The sequence below is a fragment of the Bradyrhizobium sp. McL0616 genome, assembly GCF_049993385.1.
GTDB lineage: Bacteria > Pseudomonadota > Alphaproteobacteria > Rhizobiales > Xanthobacteraceae > Bradyrhizobium.
Genome location: NZ_CP188255.1, coordinates 6,236,478 through 6,252,676 on the forward strand (window position 1 = coordinate 6,236,478; position 16,199 = coordinate 6,252,676).

The 16,199-nt window shown below is 64.3% G+C and carries 16 protein-coding genes; 7 read left to right on the forward strand and 9 right to left on the reverse strand.

Translation table 11 applies throughout. From position 1 onward, the window contains the following. Positions 1-175 precede the first annotated feature (175 nt). From ACPPVR_RS30170 to hpaR, 5 genes are all read right to left on the reverse strand, one after another. Positions 176-904 carry an ABC transporter ATP-binding protein gene (locus ACPPVR_RS30170; protein WP_426610192.1) on the reverse strand — a complete coding sequence of 243 codons (729 nt, stop codon included), beginning with the start codon at positions 902-904 and terminating at the stop codon, positions 176-178. After that, a complete protein-coding gene (locus tag ACPPVR_RS30175) occupies positions 904-2,682 on the reverse strand; it encodes an ABC transporter permease subunit (protein ID WP_426610193.1) in 1,779 nt (592 codons plus the stop codon). The genes ACPPVR_RS30170 and ACPPVR_RS30175 overlap by 1 nt, the downstream gene beginning before the upstream one ends. Continuing rightward, positions 2,679-3,551 (reverse strand): branched-chain amino acid ABC transporter permease, encoded by an 873-nt coding sequence (locus tag ACPPVR_RS30180; RefSeq protein WP_045009049.1) that lies wholly within the window; start codon positions 3,549-3,551, stop codon positions 2,679-2,681. The genes ACPPVR_RS30175 and ACPPVR_RS30180 overlap by 4 nt, the downstream gene beginning before the upstream one ends. An 84-nt stretch (positions 3,552-3,635) precedes the next feature. Beyond that, positions 3,636-4,781 carry an ABC transporter substrate-binding protein gene (locus tag ACPPVR_RS30185; RefSeq protein ID WP_426610194.1) on the reverse strand — a complete coding sequence of 382 codons (1,146 nt, stop codon included), beginning with the start codon at positions 4,779-4,781 and terminating at the stop codon, positions 3,636-3,638. A gap of 294 nt (positions 4,782-5,075) precedes the next feature. Beyond that, positions 5,076-5,591: a homoprotocatechuate degradation operon regulator HpaR gene (hpaR, locus tag ACPPVR_RS30190; RefSeq protein ID WP_426610195.1), complete on the reverse strand. Its 516-nt coding sequence runs from the start codon at positions 5,589-5,591 to the stop codon at positions 5,076-5,078. 113 nt (positions 5,592-5,704) lie between these two features. Here hpaR and hpaH point away from each other — a divergent pair, with 113 nt between their 5' ends. From hpaH to ACPPVR_RS30220, 6 genes are read left to right on the forward strand one after another with little or no spacing between them, the layout of a single operon-like run. Then, positions 5,705-6,511, forward strand: coding sequence for a 2-oxo-hept-4-ene-1,7-dioate hydratase (hpaH, locus tag ACPPVR_RS30195; protein ID WP_426610196.1), 807 nt, complete (start codon positions 5,705-5,707; stop codon positions 6,509-6,511). Positions 6,512-6,540: 29 nt separating this feature from the next. Further along, the gene (locus ACPPVR_RS30200; RefSeq protein WP_426610197.1) at positions 6,541-6,939 is read left to right on the forward strand and encodes a 5-carboxymethyl-2-hydroxymuconate Delta-isomerase; all 399 of its coding nucleotides are present in this window, start codon (positions 6,541-6,543) and stop codon (positions 6,937-6,939) included. Beyond that, positions 6,932-8,470, forward strand: a complete 1,539-nt coding sequence (gene hpaE / locus ACPPVR_RS30205; protein ID WP_426610198.1) for a 5-carboxymethyl-2-hydroxymuconate semialdehyde dehydrogenase — start codon at positions 6,932-6,934, stop codon at positions 8,468-8,470. Before ACPPVR_RS30200 ends, hpaE begins: the two co-directional genes overlap by 8 nt. A 27-nt stretch (positions 8,471-8,497) precedes the next feature. Then, positions 8,498-9,481 (forward strand): 3,4-dihydroxyphenylacetate 2,3-dioxygenase, encoded by a 984-nt coding sequence (gene hpaD, locus ACPPVR_RS30210; RefSeq protein ID WP_426610199.1) that lies wholly within the window; start codon positions 8,498-8,500, stop codon positions 9,479-9,481. A gap of 3 nt (positions 9,482-9,484) precedes the next feature. Then, positions 9,485-10,354 carry a fumarylacetoacetate hydrolase family protein gene (locus tag ACPPVR_RS30215; protein WP_426610200.1) on the forward strand — a complete coding sequence of 290 codons (870 nt, stop codon included), beginning with the start codon at positions 9,485-9,487 and terminating at the stop codon, positions 10,352-10,354. A 25-nt stretch (positions 10,355-10,379) separates the two neighbouring features. Beyond that, a complete protein-coding gene (locus ACPPVR_RS30220; RefSeq protein ID WP_426610201.1) occupies positions 10,380-12,005 on the forward strand; it encodes a thiamine pyrophosphate-dependent enzyme in 1,626 nt (541 codons plus the stop codon). Between the two features lie 6 nt (positions 12,006-12,011). Here the strand turns inward: ACPPVR_RS30220 and alkB are convergent, their stop codons facing one another. From alkB to ACPPVR_RS30240, 4 genes are all read right to left on the reverse strand, one after another. Further along, a complete protein-coding gene (gene alkB, locus ACPPVR_RS30225; RefSeq protein WP_426610202.1) occupies positions 12,012-12,665 on the reverse strand; it encodes a DNA oxidative demethylase AlkB in 654 nt (217 codons plus the stop codon). A gap of 9 nt (positions 12,666-12,674) precedes the next feature. Continuing rightward, entirely contained in the window at positions 12,675-13,421 is a 747-nt protein-coding gene (locus tag ACPPVR_RS30230; RefSeq protein WP_426610203.1) for a 2OG-Fe(II) oxygenase, read from the reverse strand. 156 nt (positions 13,422-13,577) lie between these two features. Then, positions 13,578-14,264 carry a DUF2848 domain-containing protein gene (locus ACPPVR_RS30235; RefSeq protein ID WP_426610204.1) on the reverse strand — a complete coding sequence of 229 codons (687 nt, stop codon included), beginning with the start codon at positions 14,262-14,264 and terminating at the stop codon, positions 13,578-13,580. Next, positions 14,257-15,606: an amidase gene (locus ACPPVR_RS30240; RefSeq protein WP_426610205.1), complete on the reverse strand. Its 1,350-nt coding sequence runs from the start codon at positions 15,604-15,606 to the stop codon at positions 14,257-14,259. Before ACPPVR_RS30240 ends, ACPPVR_RS30235 begins: the two co-directional genes overlap by 8 nt. A gap of 177 nt (positions 15,607-15,783) precedes the next feature. Between ACPPVR_RS30240 and ACPPVR_RS30245 the strand changes: the two genes are divergently transcribed. After that, positions 15,784-16,197, forward strand: coding sequence for a Zn-ribbon domain-containing OB-fold protein (locus ACPPVR_RS30245; RefSeq protein ID WP_426610206.1), 414 nt, complete (start codon positions 15,784-15,786; stop codon positions 16,195-16,197). Positions 16,198-16,199: the final 2 nt, after the last annotated feature.

The following is a 16,199-nucleotide window of genomic DNA, read 5'->3' on the forward strand; positions in this document are numbered from 1 at the left end:
CACGATCCCGTTATTACCGCCAACCGGATCGCCGCGCTATGCTCGCAATGACGCAAGACCTATGCGCTCGCCCGCGTGCTGATATCGGTGACGCCGACCTCGCGGGCGGCGTTCACTATCGCCGCCCAGGTGTCATCCGGCAAGGGGATGCCGTTTGGTGGACGGAACCCGCCGGCTATGCACTGACCTTGGCATGGCCGCCGAGATAGGCGGCGCGGATGGCCTCATTGCCCCAGAGCTCGTCCGGCTTGCCGCCGAGCACGATGCGGCCGGTCTCCAGGACGTAGCCGTAGTCGGCGACCGACAGGCCCATGCGCGCATTCTGCTCGACGAGCAGAACCGTCGCATTGCGCCGGATCTCGGAGATGATCTTGAACACGGCCTGCACGATGACGGGCGCAAGGCCGAGTGACGGCTCGTCCAGCAGCAGAAGCCGCGGCTTGGCCATCAGCCCGCGCGCCACCGCCACCATCTGCAACTGGCCGCCGGACAAGGTCCAGCCGAGCGCATTGGTGAACTTCCTGATGTCCGGGAACAGGTCGAACATCGCGTCGGCTTCGCGCGAAATCTCCGACGTCGACGCCCGGCGATTGGAGGCGCCGAGCATGATGTTCTCTTTCACGGTCAGACCCGGGAAGACGCGGCGGCCTTCCGGCACGTGGCTGATGCCCATACGGACGATGGCTTCCGGGCCGAGGCCGGCGATCGACTTGCCGTCGAACAGAATCTCGCCCGACGTTGGTTTCGCGAGCCCCGATATCGCGCGCAGCGTGGTCGACTTGCCGGCACCGTTGGCGCCGAGCAGCGTGACGACCTGCCCTTCCTCCACGGCGCAGGTGACGCCGCGCAGTGCTTCGATCTCGCCGTAGCGCACCACCAGATTGCGAATTTCGAGCAACGGCATCATTCGCTCCCGAGATAGGCGGAGACGACGTCGGGATGACGCAGCACGGCCATGGATTCGCCGTCCGCGATGCGGCGTCCGAAGTTGAGCACGGTGATGTGCTGGGCCGCTTCCGAGACCAGCGTCATGTCGTGATCGATGATCAGGATGGTCAGCCCCTGCGCGGCGATGCGCTTGAGCAGCTCGTGCAGCTCGAGCTTCTCGGTCGAGTTGAGGCCGGCCGCGGGCTCGTCGAGCAGCAGCAGCGTCGGGTTCGAGGCGAGCGCGCGGGCGATCTCGATCAGGCGCTGATGGCCGTAGGAGAAGCTCGAGATCAGCTCGTTGGCGCGGCTGCCGAGACCGACGAAGGTCAGCGCCTCCATCGCGCGCTCGGTCAGGGCGTCGTCACCCTTCCCGACCATGGTGTTGCCGGGCCGCTCCGCGCCGATCTCGACATTTTCCAGCGCCGTCATCGAACGGAACAGGCGGATGTTCTGGAAGGTGCGGCCGAGACCCGAAGCCGTGCGCTGATGCGGCGACATGTGGGTGATGTCGGTGCCGTCGAGCACGATCTTGCCGGCTGTGGCCACATACAGACCCGAGAGCACGTTGAGCGTCGTGGTCTTGCCCGAGCCGTTCGGCCCGATCAGCGCATGCACGCCGCCGCGCTTCACCGCGATGTCGACGCCGTCGACGGCCTTGAGGCCACCGAAATACTTCGAGAGACCGGTGACTTCCAGCACCGTGTCGCCGCCGATTGTCGCCGGCTTCAACTGCAGGGCGCCCGCCACCGGAGGCGCCTTGGTCTTGGCGCGCCAGCGCGTGAAGGCATCGGCGACAAAGCCCCAGATACCATCGGGCATGAAGCGGATGATCAGGATCACGAACAGGCCGTAGATCGCGAGGTAAAGCCCCGGCACGCTTTTGAGGAAGCGCAGCCATTCCGGGATCAGGATCAGCAGACCCGTGCCGATCGCGGAGCCAACCGGCGAGGCCACGCCTCCAAGCAGCGACATGGTCAGGAACACGATCGATTCCGCGAAGGAGAACTGATCGGGGCTGACATAGGCGAAGCCGCCGGCGAACAGGCCACCCGCGAGCCCACCAAGGAGAGCGCAGAGCGCAAACGCGTAGATCTTGGTTCGGAAGACGTCGATGCCGTTGACGCCGGCCGCGAGCTCGTTGTCACGCACCGCGCGCATGGCGCGGCCGAGCCTGGTGTCGGAGAGGTGCCACACCAGATAGCCGACGATCGCCAGCATCGCGACGCAGAAGGCGAGATAGCTCTGCGACGACTGGAACAGATCCGGACGCTTGATGTTGGAAACGCCGTCGGGACCGTGCGTGAGCCAGATCGCGTTGATCATCACCAGCGTGACGATCTGCTGGAACGAGATCGTCACCATCGCAAGGTAATGGCCGCCAAGGCGCAAGGTCGACGCGCCCAGCAAGGCGCCGGCCAGCAGCGCGATTACGCAGCCACCGACGAGGCACAGCCAGAAGCTGACATGCAGATCCGTCGTCCCGATGCCGACGGCATAGGCGCCGAGCCCGAAGAACGCGGCCTGTGCCAGATTGATCTGGCCGCACAGGCCGAGCACCACCGAGAGCCCGAACACCGCGATCGCGAACGTCGTGGCCTGGAGCAGGATGTTGTGAACGTAGCCGTCGAAGTTCATGTTGGCCGCGAGCACGACCAGGATCGCCGCGCCAATGAAGTACGGCAGGTGCCGGAGGAGCAGCGGCTTCGAATGGATGGCGGGTGCCGGGATCGGCATGTTGTCGCTGGGGGCGCTCATGCCTTCTCCGCCACGCGTTCGCCAAAGATGCCTTGCGGCCGGAAGATCAGGAAGGCGATCAGAACCAGGAAGGCGAAGCCGTCCTTGTAGGGCACCGAGATATAGGCGGCGCCAAACGTCTCGATCACGCCGAGCGCGAGGCCTCCGATGATGGCGCCGGCGACATCGCCGAAGCCGCCGATGATGGTGGCGGCAAACGCCTTCAGCGCGATCGTCGAGCCCATCTGGATCGAGACGAACAGCACGGGCGCGACGAGGATGCCGGCAAGACCGCCGAGCACCGCGGAATAGATGAAGGTGATCATGATCATCGTGGAGACGGAAATTCCGAGCAGCGAGGCCATTTCCTTATCCTGCGAAGTCGCTTGCAGCTTCTTGCCGAGCAGCGTCTTCTCGAAGAACCAGAAATTGAAGATCACGAGACAGATCGTGACGCCGATGATCAGGAGGTACTGGCTGTCGAGATAGACCGGGCCGACCTGAATGCCGGGCGTTTCAAACCAGCCCTCCAGCACCTGCGGCTGCGGGCCGTAGATCGCGAGCACGGAATTGGCCATAAGAATCGAGGCGCCGATCGTGGCGATGATCACTGGCAGATAAGTGCGGTGGCGCAGCGGATAATAGACGCCGAGATTGAAGACCACGCCGAGCAGCGCCATGCCGAGGAGCGCGACGATAAAAGCCGCCCAATAGGGCAGACCGGCCTCGACCGCGACGACCATCAGATAGGCCGCGACCATGGAGAATTCGCCCTGGGCAAAATTCACCACATTGGTGGCGCGGAAGATCAGCACGAAGCCGAGCGCGACCAGCGCGTAGACGGCGCCGATACCGATGCCGGTAAACAGGAGTTGTAGGGCGAGATCCATGACAAGCGTTCTGTTGGAGGTCAGATTCGTCCACCGAAGGACGTTGCGACCTCTCCGATGGCAGTCGGAGAGGTCGCCTCAACGTCAGTCGTTGAACTCGATGTGCTTGTCGAAGGTGATGTTGCCCTTCTCGTTCTTCACGATGTTGTAGCCGTGAAGGCCGTCGCCGTTCTGGTCGAAATTATATTCGCCCTCGGCGCCGGGGAACTTCTTGATCGCGAGGATGGCCTCGCGGACCTTGGTCGGATCGGTTGAGCCGGCCTTGTTGATCGCTGCTGACAAGACGTTGATGGCGTCGAAGGTCCAGGAGCTCTGGTTGTCGGGCGCGACCTTGACGGAGTCGCGGTAGATCTTGCCGAACGCCTTCGAGCCCTCGCTGGAATCCTCCGCATAGTCGGCGACGCCATAGGTATTGTAGAGCGCGGGACCTGCGAGCTTCAGCGCAGTGATGTTGACGATCGAGGGCGAGCCGACCCAGGGGATGTTGACGCCCAGCTGGCGGAGCTGGCGGGCGAAGATGCCGAGATCGTTCTCGAAAGTGAAGTAGGAGCCGAGAATGTCGGCGCCTGACTGCTTGATCGCGAGCACGACCGGCGTGAAGTCCTGGCTCTGGTTGGCGTAGCCCTGGTCGAGCACCGGCGGCGCGCCGAGCTTTTCGAGCGCGGCAGTCAGCGCCTTGCCGCCTGCGGTGCCGAACGCGTCGGTCGAGTGCAGCACAGCCCACTTCTTCTTGGCCAAAGTGGTGACGCCGTATTCGGCGATGACGCGGCCGGAATAGCTGTCATTGGGACGGCAGCGGAACAGCCACTGATTGCCCATATGGGTGAGGTTGGGATCGGTGCCGCCGATCATCACGGGCTTGCCGAGCTTGATCACGTCAGGCGCCATCGCATGGACCTGGGTCGAGCGGATCGAACCGAGGAACCCGACGATATCAGGTTGAGAGGCGAGCTTGGAGAAGGCGAGCACGATACCGGGATTGGTGGTCTGGTCGTCCTCGACGATCAACTCACCCTGCTTTCCCATGATACCGCCAGCCTTGTTGACGGCTTCGAGCGCGAGCTTGGCGCCCTTGATGGCGTAGCCGCCGGATTCAGCGGCGGGGCCGGTGACGGGCGCACACATGCCGATCTTGATGGTGGCGCCCTGCGCATGTGCACTCTTGATGAGGTATGGCGCGGCAATACCGGCAGCAATTCCGGCAGCGAAATCGCGTCTCGTCAGTCTCATTCATTCCTCCCTGGGGCCGGGCGTCCTTGTCGGCCCTTCTTTGTCTTGGCTCTATCGCTGAATACAGAGCCGGATGCTACTTACGAATTCTCCCGGCATGAGTAAATTGATATTGCGCCAACACCGACTAAGTGCGCAGAACGCGCGCCCAATGATGATTAACACCCGCGATGGCTATCTATTCTCAGTGATTTTTGCCGGGCTTTTCGCGCATTTCGCTTCGCCCGGGCCGTCTCGCTGCTCGGCAATGACGACAGTCATGCGTCACGGTCTAGTCATCATGCAAATTTGCCGTCACGTATCGTCCGTGATCTCCTCACGCGCCTCGGTGGATGCGAGACACACCTCCAACAGTCCGAGCATCTCCTGCAACTCGGCGAGCTCGCGTGCGCCAAAACGCCGCGTGATCTCGGCGTAGATTGCTTCCGAGGATGGCGCGACGGAGGCCATCAGTTTCACGCCCTTCTCCGAGATCGAGACCATGCTGCGACGCTGGTCGGCCTTCGCGGTCTTGCGCTCGATCAAATTGCGCGCCTCGAGATCGCGCAGGATGCGCGACAGGCTCGGTCCGAGCAGGAAAGCGGTCCGCGCGAGTTCCGTGACCTCGGCGGCCTCGATGGCAGCGAGCGCGCGGAGGATGCGCCATTGCTGCTCGGTTAAGCCGTGTTCACGCAGTGCGGGGCGAAACTGCCGCATCACCGCCTCGCGCGCCCTGAGCAGCGACATCGGCAGCGAGCGCGAGAAGTCGCGCATCGGCACCTGCCGGGCGGCAGGCGCGCTTGCCTTGGGATCAGCCGGTTTCTTCCCCATGACGCCTGTCCTTAAACCCGAAAATGTTTGCACTGCAGCATGAAATAAGGGGGTTTGACGAATTCACTTAACATGTTAATTATCTTCCGGCACCCACAATTCAGAGATTGCGCATGGCGCTGTCCCACCACGATATCCAAGCTTGCGCGAGCCGTCTGCACCAGGCGGAGAAGACTCGCACGCAGATCCGGCAGCTCTCGCAGGAATTCCCGGACATCAGCATCGCTGACGCCTACGCGATCCAGAAGGCCTGGGTCGACGTCAAGGTCGCCGAGGGGCGCGTGGTCAAAGGCCACAAGATCGGCCTGACCTCGAAGGCGATGCAGAGTGCGCTCAACATTGACGAGCCGGATTCGGGCGTGCTGCTCGACGACATGTTCTTTGCCGATGGCGGACTGATCCCGACCGAGCGCTTCATCGCCACGCGAGTCGAGGCCGAACTCGCCTTCGTCATGAGCAAGCGGCTCTCAGGTCCGGACTGCACGATGTTCGACGTGCTCAACGCCACCGACTTCGTCGTGCCTGCGCTGGAGATTCTGGATACGCGGATCGAACGGGTCGATCCCAAGACCAAGGCAACGCGAAAGATCTTCGACACCATCGCCGACAACGCCGCTAATGCCGGCATCGTGCTCGGCGGTCGGCCGATCCGCCCGCTTGACGCCGATTTGCGCTGGATCGGCGCGCTCTGTTTCAAGAACGGCCAGCTCGAGGAAACCGGCCTTGCTGCCGGCGTGCTCAATCATCCCGCCACTGCGGTCGCCTGGCTTGCCAACAAGATCGCACCGCTCGGCCTTGCATTGGAGCCCGGTCAAGTGGTGCTAGCCGGCTCCTTCATCCGTCCGATCGAGACCCGCAAGGGCGACACAATTCAAGCCGATTATGGCGCCTACGGCTCGGTGAGCTGCTACTTCGCCTGACGAACAAAAACACAGGGAGTGAAACCGCCATGCCGCATTTCACGATCGAATATTCGGGCAATCTCGATGGCCGTCTCGACATCGGCGCCATCTGCGAGGTCGTGCGCAAGGCGGCGGTCGAGACCGGCATCTTCCCGCTCGGCGGCATCCGCGTCCGCGCTGTCAGGTGCGAGCATTATGCGATCGCGGATGGCCGCCAGGATTACGGCTTCCTCGACATGGTGCTGCGCATCGGCGAGGGCCGCGATCTTCCGACCCGCAGGAAGGCCGGCGAGCATGTTTTCCAGGCGCTCTCCAGGCATCTCGATCCCGCCTTCGCCGCCAGCAAGTTCGCGTTGTCGTTCGATATGCAGATCAACGACAAGGACACCAGCTGGAAGCGCAACAACATCCACGACGCCCTGAAAGTGGAGACCGCCCATGGATAAGCCCACGCCGAAAACCGACGTCTTCCAGGCCAACCGCGACCGCGTTGCGCCGCTGCAGAAGAAGCTGCGCGCCGACGGCATCGGCCACATGATCGACGGCAAGATCGTCCCGTCGATCTCCGGTGAGACCTTTGAGACGAAATCACCGGTCGATGGCGCGACGCTCGCCAGCGTCGCCCGCGGCAACGCCGAGGATATAGATGCTGCGGCGACCGCTGCTGCCCTCGCCTTCAAATCGTGGCGCGACATGGGCCCCGCGATGCGGAAGAAGCTGCTGCACCGGGTCGCCGACGCCATCGAGGACAATGCCGACGACATCGCCGTGCTCGAATGCATCGACACCGGCCAGGCCTATCGCTTCATGGCCAAGGCCGCGATCCGCGCCGCCGAAAACTTCCGCTTCTTCGCCGACAAATGCGCCGAGGCGCGCGACGGCCAGAACACGCCGAGCGACGAGCACTGGAATATCTCCACCCGCGTGCCGATCGGTCCGGTCGGCGTGATCACGCCGTGGAACACGCCGTTCATGCTGTCGACCTGGAAGATTGCACCAGCGCTCGCCGCTGGCTGCACCGTCGTGCACAAGCCGGCGGAATGGTCACCGGTGACCGCGGCTATTTTGGCGAGGCTCGTCAAGGAAGCCGGCGTGCCCGACGGCGTGCTCAACACCGTGCACGGCTTTGGCGAAGAGGCCGGCAAGGCGCTGACCGAGCATCCCGCGATCAAGGCGATCGGCTTCGTCGGTGAAAGCGCGACGGGCTCGGCGATCATGATTCAGGGCGCGCCGACCTTGAAGCGCGTGCATTTCGAGCTCGGCGGCAAGAATCCGGTGATCGTGTTCGACGATGCCGATCTCGACCGCGCGCTCGACGCCGTCGTGTTCATGATCTACTCGCTCAACGGCGAGCGCTGCACGTCGTCCAGCCGCCTGCTGATCCAGGCCAGCATCGCGGAGAAATTCGTCGAGAAGCTGACCGCGCGGGTGAAGGCACTCAAGGTCGGCCACCCCCTCGATCCCGCCACCGAGATCGGGCCCTTGATCCACGAGCGGCATCTGGCAAAGGTCTGCTCCTATTTCGATATCGCGCGCCAGGACGGGGCGACGATCGCAGTCGGCGGCAAGGCCTATGACGGCCCGGGCGGTGGGCATTATGTCGAGCCGACGCTAGTGACCGGCGCCAACGGCAAGATGCGCGTGGCGCAGGAGGAGGTGTTCGGCCCCTTCCTCACCGTGCTGCCGTTCCGTGACGAAGCGGATGCGGTCGAGATCGCCAACGACATCCGCTATGGCCTGACCGGCTACGTCTGGACTAACGACGTCGGCCGCGCACTGCGCGTTGCCGATGCGCTGGAGGCCGGCATGATCTGGCTGAACTCGGAAAACGTCCGCCATCTGCCGACGCCGTTCGGCGGCATGAAAGCCTCAGGCATCGGCCGCGACGGCGGCGACTATTCGTTCGATTTCTACATGGAAACCAAGCACGTCTCGCTGGCGCGGGGCACGCACAAAATTCAAAAACTGGGAATGTAGGACTCGTCATTCCGGGGGGGAAACGCAATGCCCGTACCGCAACACACCTTCGAGCCGCCGTTCAACATCGTCCGCTCGAGCCACGCCGTGCTCGACGTGACCGATTTGAAGCTCAGCCGCGAATTCTACGAGACCATTGTCGGCCTGCATGTCGAGGACGCCGACGACAAGGTCGTGTACCTGCGCGCCGCGGAGGAGCACCAGCATCACTCGCTGGTGCTCCGCAAGGCGGCGGTGCCCGCCTGCAATCGGCTCGGCTTCAAGGTCGGAAACGACAAAGACCTCGACAAGGCGGCCGCGTTTCTCTCCGAGAACGGCCTTGGCTACGCTTTCGTCGATCAACCCTTCCAGGGCCGCGCGCTGCAATTCACCGACCCCTTCGGCTTCCAGATCGAGCTCTACGCGTCGATGGACCGGCGGCCGCATCTCTTGCGTCGCTTCGATCTCTACAAGGGCTGCCATCCGCAGCGGCTCGACCATTTCAACGTGTTCGCGGCCGAAGTGCAGGACACCGTCGATTTCTACGCGCGGCTCGGCTTCCGCCTCACCGAATATGCCGAGGAAGATGGTCCGAATGGCCGCATCGCGGCTGCCTGGATGCATCGCAAGGGCAATGTTCACGACTTTGCCATCACCAACGGCAAGGGCCCGCGGCTGCACCATTTCGCCTATTGGACGCCAACGGCGATGAACATCATTCATCTTTGCGACGTCATGGCCTCCGCGGGCTTCGTCAAGAACATCGAGCGCGGCCCCGGACGCCACGGCATCTCGAACGCGTTCTTCCTCTACGTCCGTGATCCCGACGGCCATCGGCTCGAACTCTACACCAGCGACTATTTCACCGGCGATCACGACCACGAGCCACTGCGGTGGTCGCTGCGCGATCCGCGCCGCCAGACGCTGTGGGGCGCGCCTGCCCCGCGCTCCTGGTTCGAGCAAGGGTCGCCGTTCGCGGGGCAAGCCGTACGTGAGCCGAAATTTGTGGCCGACGTGCTGGTGGCGGATTAAGCCATGAAGCTCCCTCGCCTCGCCACCTACTCCGTCAAGGGTGAAACCCGCTATGGCGCCGTCCTGGAGGGCGGCATCGTCGATCTCTCCCAGCGCCACGCCAAGGATTACCCGACGCTGCGCGAGGTGATTACGGCCGGGAAGCTCGTGAGCCTTTCCGAAGAATCCGCTGGCCGCGCACCGGATCACGCGCTCAGCGATATCACGTGGCTGCCACCGGTGCCCGCACCGGAAAAGATCATCTGCATCGGCGTCAACTATCCCGACCGCAATGCCGAGTACAAGGACGGCCAGGACACGCCGAAATATCCGAGCATGTTCATGCGGAGCCAACGCTCCTTCGTCGGACACGACACGCCGCTGGTGCGCCCGCGTGCCTCGGCGCAGCTCGACTATGAGGGCGAGATTGTGCTGGTGATCGGCAAGCCCGGCCGGCACATTACCGAGAGCGCCGCGCTCGACCACATAGCCGCGCTCACGCTCTGCAACGAAGGCTCGGTGCGCGACTGGCTGCGCCACGCCAAGTTCAACGTGACCCAAGGCAAGAACTTTGATTCCAGCGGCAGCCTCGGACCGTGGCTCGTGCCCTACACGAAGGAATCGCAGATCGCCGACATTCGGCTGACCACACACGTCAACGGTGAGCTGCGGCAGGACGATCGCACCAGCCGGCTGATGTTTCCGTTCCGCTACCTCATCAGCTACATCTCGACCTTCGCGACGCTCGTTCCCGGCGACATCATCGTCACGGGCACGCCGACCGGTGCCGGCGCGCGGTTCGATCCGCCGCGTTACCTGAAGCCCGGCGATGTCATCGAGGTCGAAGCCGAAGGCATCGGGCGCTTGCGCAACGGTGTCGTCGACGAAGCCTGACCAACAACACGAATGGAATGATGCAATGACCACCCTCACCGGCGGCGAAGCGATCGTAAGCGGCCTTGTCGCCCACGGCGTCGACACCGTGTTCGGCCTGCCCGGCGCGCAGGTCTACGGCCTGTTCGACGCCTTCCACCAAGCCCATCTCAAGGTGATCGGCGCGCGGCACGAGCAGGCCTGCGGCTACATGGCGTTCGGCTATGCGCGCTCCAGCGGCAAGCCCGGCGTGTTCAGCGTCGTGCCCGGCCCGGGCGTGCTCAATGCCAGCGCGGCGCTGCTGACTGCCTACGGCTGCAACGAGCCGGTGCTGTGCGTCACCGGCCAGGTGCCGACGCAGTTTCTGGGCAAGGGCCGCGGCCATCTGCACGAGATGCCGGACCAGCTCGCGACCTTGCGCACCTATGTGAAATGGGCGGACCGGATCGAAACGCCCGGCAACGCGCCGACCACCGTGGCGCGCGCCTTCCAGGAAATGACATCGGGACGGCGCGGTCCCGCCTCGGTCGAAATGCCCTGGGACATTTTTACTCAGCGCGCCGACACCGCCGCCGCGCAGGTGCTGGAGCCATTGCCCGCGCCACTGCCCGATCCTGATCTGATCAAGCAGGCGGCCGCGCTGATCAAGGGCAGCAAGGCGCCGATGATCTTCGTCGGCAGCGGTGCGATCGACGCGCGCGACGAAATCCTCGAGCTCGCCGAGATGATCGATGCCCCCGTGGTCGCCTTCCGCAGCGGCCGCGGCATCGTCTCCAATGCGCATGAGCTCGGGCTGACCATGGCCGCCGCCTACAAGCTGTGGCCGAAGACCGACCTGATGATCGGCATCGGGTCACGGCTCGAATTGCCGACGATGTCGCGCTGGCCGTTCCGCCCCGATGGGCTAAAGAGCATCCGCATCGACATCGACCCCGTCGAGATGCGACGCTTCATCTCGGACACCGCGATCGTCGCCGATGCCAGAGCCGCGACGGCCGATCTAGCCGCCGCCGTCAGCAAGGCCGGTTACAGCAAGACCGCCGGCCGCCGCGCCGCGATCCGCGAGGCCACCGCGACCGCGCAACAGGAAATCCAGCGCATCCAGCCGCAGATGGCGTATCTGAACATCCTGCGCGAGGTGCTGCCGGCCAACGCGATCGTCACCGATGAATTGTCGCAGGTCGGCTTCGCCTCCTGGTACGGTTTTCCGATCTACGAGCCGCGCACCTTCATCACCTCGGGCTATCAAGGCACGCTCGGCTCGGGCTTCCCGACCGCGCTTGGCGCCAAGGTCGCCAATCCCGACAAGCCGGTGGTGGCGATCACCGGCGACGGCGGCTTCATGTTCGGCGTGCAGGAGCTTGCCACCGCCGTGCAGTTCAACATCGGCGTGGTGACGCTGGTGTTCAACAACAACGCCTATGGCAATGTCCGCCGCGACCAGCGCGAACGCTTTGATGGCCGCGTGGTGGCGTCCGATCTGGTCAATCCGGATTTCGTCAAGCTCGCGGAGTCGTTTGGGGTGGCCGCAGTGCGCGTCACCGCGCCGGATCAGTTCAAGGCCGCGATGGAGAAGGCGCTCGCGCATGGCGGGCCGTATCTGATCTCGGTGGAAGTGACGCGGGATTCGGAAGTCAGCCCCTGGGCGTTCATTCACCCGCCGAAGCCGTGATCCTCGTCAGCGCGTCCTGCGGAACGTCAGATTGATCCGCTTGCGCCCGAGCAGCGCGTGCTCGCCATCGGCGAGCGGCGCGACGCCGTGATAGGCGAGCCTCGATGGTCCGCCCCAGACCACGACATCGCCATGCACCAGCCGGAAGCGGCGCGGCTTGTCGCTGCGCGCCAGGCCGCCGAACAGGAAGGTCGCGGGCAGGCCCAGCGAGACCGAGACGATCGGCGCCGAATAGTCGAGCTCATCCTTGTCCTGATGCAGAGACAGCCGCGTGCCGGGCTCGTAGCGATTGACGAGGCACGCATCGGGTGCGAAGCCCGTGAAACCTCCCTGCTCCGCGGCGCCGCGCGCCAGATCGAGGAACACGGGCGGCATCGCCGGCCATGGCGCGCCGGTTCGCGGATCGATGGGATCATAGCGATAGCCGGTGTGATCGGTGATCCAGCCGCGCTCGCCGCAATTGGTCATCGCCACCGACATCTGATGGCCACTAGGCGTGGTCATCCGCCGAAACGGCGATTGCGCCACAATCGCGCGCACCGCGTCGATCAACTCGCTCTCGATCGGTTTGACGAAGCCACGCAGCAGCACAGCACCGTCGGCGATCTCCTCGCGTGAGGGTTGGGCCTCGGCGACGTTGTCGAACAAATCAGCCGTCAATCGTCCCACTCATTTGGCATCATGGAAGATCACACCCACGGTGTGGCGCCGCCCCGACCTGATACGGCTGACGCCGTGGCGTAGATTAACGCGGTAAGTACCGCGTGTCCCCTGCACCGGACGGTGGTGCACGGCAAAAGCGACCGCGTCGCCTTGCGCCAGCGGGACCACCTCGGCACGGGATTGCATGCGCGGGCGTTGCTCGGTCAGCACGAATTCGCCGCCGGTGAAATCACGTCCGGGCTCGGACAAGAGGATCGCGACCTGGAGCGGGAACACGTGCTCGCCATAGAGGTCCTGATGCAGGCAATTGAAGTCGCCGGCCTCATATTGCAGCAGCAGCGGCGTCGGTCGCGCCTGGCCCGCCTCGTGGCAACGCTTCAGGAACGCCGCATGCGCGGGGGGATAGCGGATGTCGATCCCCATCGCTTCGTTCCAGCGATTGGCCACGCCCTGGAGGTGCGCATAGAGCGACGGCCGCAGTTGCGCGATGAGATCGGGAAGCGGATAGGAGAAGTATTTGTACTCGCCGCGACCGAAGCCGTGGCGACCCATGACGACGCGGCTGCGGAAGCTTGCATCGTCGGGATAGAGTTCAGCGATGGCGCGGCACTGATCGCGCGTCAGCAGGCCCTTCAGGACGGCGCAGCCCTGGGAGTCGAGCTCGGCGGTGATTTGAGGCCAGTCGAGCGCATCGACGTGGGCGGCGAGGTTGAGGGATGGCTGTTGGGGCGATTTGCGTGCTGTTGCTGTCATGGCTCTGACTTTCGCAAGACCGCCCCGCCTCCTGCCACCCGATTTCCGACTCTCTCCCCGTCATCGCGAGGAGCCCTTGCGACGAAGCAATCCAGACTGGTTCCGCGGAGGAATTCTGGATTGCTTCGCTTCACTCGCAATGACGGCGGATGGGGCCTAGCCCCGCACCGGCAGCGTCACCACGTCATAGCCGTGCTTGATCGTCCGCTTCAGCACGGGGTCCTCAAGCTCGAACTCGAACCGGTCGGCGGAGCGGATACCGCCCTTGGCGGCAAAGGTGCCGCCAAACATGGCGCAGCCGTCGGGGAACTTCCCACCGTCGAAGCCGCGCGTGATCAGATCGGCGACAGGCAGCATCGCGTCCAGCGTGCCCTCCTGGTAGAGCACGCGCTCGCCCCTGATCGTGGCCCAGGAGCGCAGGATCATCTGGTCCCAATGGCCGATCACGTCTTCCAGCTCCCACAGGGTGGATGCGATCGGCTTGTCGCACATCTGCTTGGACACCGTGACGCTGTAGGCCTCGACCTTGCGGTCGGTGTGGTCGGAGCCGCAGCCGACGAAGATGCGACCCTGCCAGCCGATCAGGACGAACTCGACCTCGCCGGAGGAATCTCCGCCGCAGCATTCGATGCGGTCTTCCATGGTCAGCCGCCGCGCCGAGGCGCGGTAGTAGATCGGCGTCGAGGCGGGCCGCGCGATGCCGACGGCTTCGAGTTCGGCAATGTGCTTGTCGCGGGCGACGGGATCGCGGCCGGTCCAGCCGGCGATGACGGCCTGGTTGATCGCCAAGGTCAGCGGCGTTGTGGTGTCCTGGGCGTCGACAGTGAAAGTCAGGTCAAACACGAATTACGGCCTCCATGCCGGCAGCTAGTTCAAAAATACGACGGTCCGATCCGCCCGCCCCTGCAAGCATCAGGCCGACGGGAATTTCGCCCTCGCGATGTGCGGGCAGCGAGATGGCGCAGCCGTCAATCATGTTGATCAGGGTGCAATTGCGCAGCGCGCGCAGGTTCTGGATGGTGAACGCCTTGTCATCGGCGAGATCGGAAATCTTCGGCGGCGTGTTGGCGGTGGTCGGCAACACCAGCGCGTCATAGGGCGCAATCCGCGCATTGACGCGGGCGATCAGCGAGCGGCGCTCGTTGAGGAGATCGATGTAATCGGCCGCGCTCTGCGCCTCGCCACGCATGATACGCACTGACACGCGGGGGTCGTAGACGTCACCTTTGGACGTGATGAGATAGCGATGCCACGCATAACTCTCGGAGGCGGCAAAGCCCCCCTTGGCGTTCATCGGGCCGATATCATGGAACTCCGCCATCTCGATACGCTCGATGATGGCACCGTGATCGGCGAGCGCCTTCAGCGCGCGCTCGAACGTTTCAGCCACCGCAGCGTCGAGGTCGTCGAGCGCGATCGTGGTCGGCACGGCGAGCCGCATTCCCTTCACCGGGCGCGGCTTCAGCGCGACGATCGGCTCGTTGGCGAGCACCGCATCGAGTATGGCACAGCAACTGACCGATCGCGCCAGAGGGCCTATGCTGTCGAGCGAGAACGACAGCGGCACCGCGCCATCGAGCGGCACGCGACGCTGCGTCGGCTTGTAGCCGACGATGCCGTTGAAGGCCGCCGGAATCCGGCAGGAGCCACCGGTGTCGGTGCCGAGCGCGCCATGCGCCATGCCGTCGAGCACAGACACTGCGGCTCCCGAAGAGGAGCCGCCGGGCACGTGACCCTCGCCCCGGTTCCACGCGCCCTTGGGCGTGCCGTAATGCGGATTGATGCCGATGCCGGAATAGGCGAACTCGGTCATGTTGGTGCGCCCGATCACGACAAAGCCCGCCTTGCGCAGCCGCGCGACCGTGGGAGCATCCTGCTCGGCCGGCGGGGAATCGTCGAGCGCGCGCGAGCCGGCACGCGTCACCTGACCCTTGATGTCGAAGAGATCCTTGATCGAGATCGGGATACCGGCATAGCGCGATGGCGCGGCCTTGACCCTGCGCAAGCCGTCCATCGCATCGGCGGCCGCGAGCGCGGCGTCCTTGTCGACGTGGACGAAGGTGCGCTGGCCCTCGCCGGCGGGATCGGCGATTTTGGCGATGCAGGCCTCGACCAGCTTGCGGGAGGTGGTGCGGCCACTTTCGAGGTCTTCGGCGAGCTTCGCCAATGTCGGAAAATCGGGCATGTCTGTCTCACGGAATATTGCGCGCGCAATCTATAGCGCCGGCCCAGTTCGACACAAGCATTGTGCGCATGATGGCATGCATGCACATTGCTGGACCGTTGACGCGCCATGGTCGATTGTCGCATCAAGATCGAAACGGGCGGGCGCGAAGCCTGTTCTCTGGGAGGACCAGCCGACATGGCCGAACCGCAGCGCGCGCGACCGAAACCGACGCCGGAAACCCAGCATTTCTGGGACGGCACCAAGGCGGGCGAATTGCGCCTGCAACGCTGCGACGCCTGCGCGCATGTCTATTTCCCGCCGCGTCCGTTCTGCCCATCCTGCGCCTCGCGCAAAGTCAGCACGTTCAAGGCGAGCGGCAAGGGTTTCCTCTACAGCTACGTGATCAACCACCGTCCCGCCGCACCCGGTTTCACGCCGCCTTACGCGATCGCGGTGGTCGAACTTGCCGAGGGGCCACGAATGATGAGCAACATCATCGACTGCCCACAGACACCCGAAGCACTCGAGCTCGACATGAAGCTCGAAGTCGCCTTCGAGGCACTCGACGACAAGATCACCCTCCCCGTGTTCCGTCCGGCGAAGGGATAAGA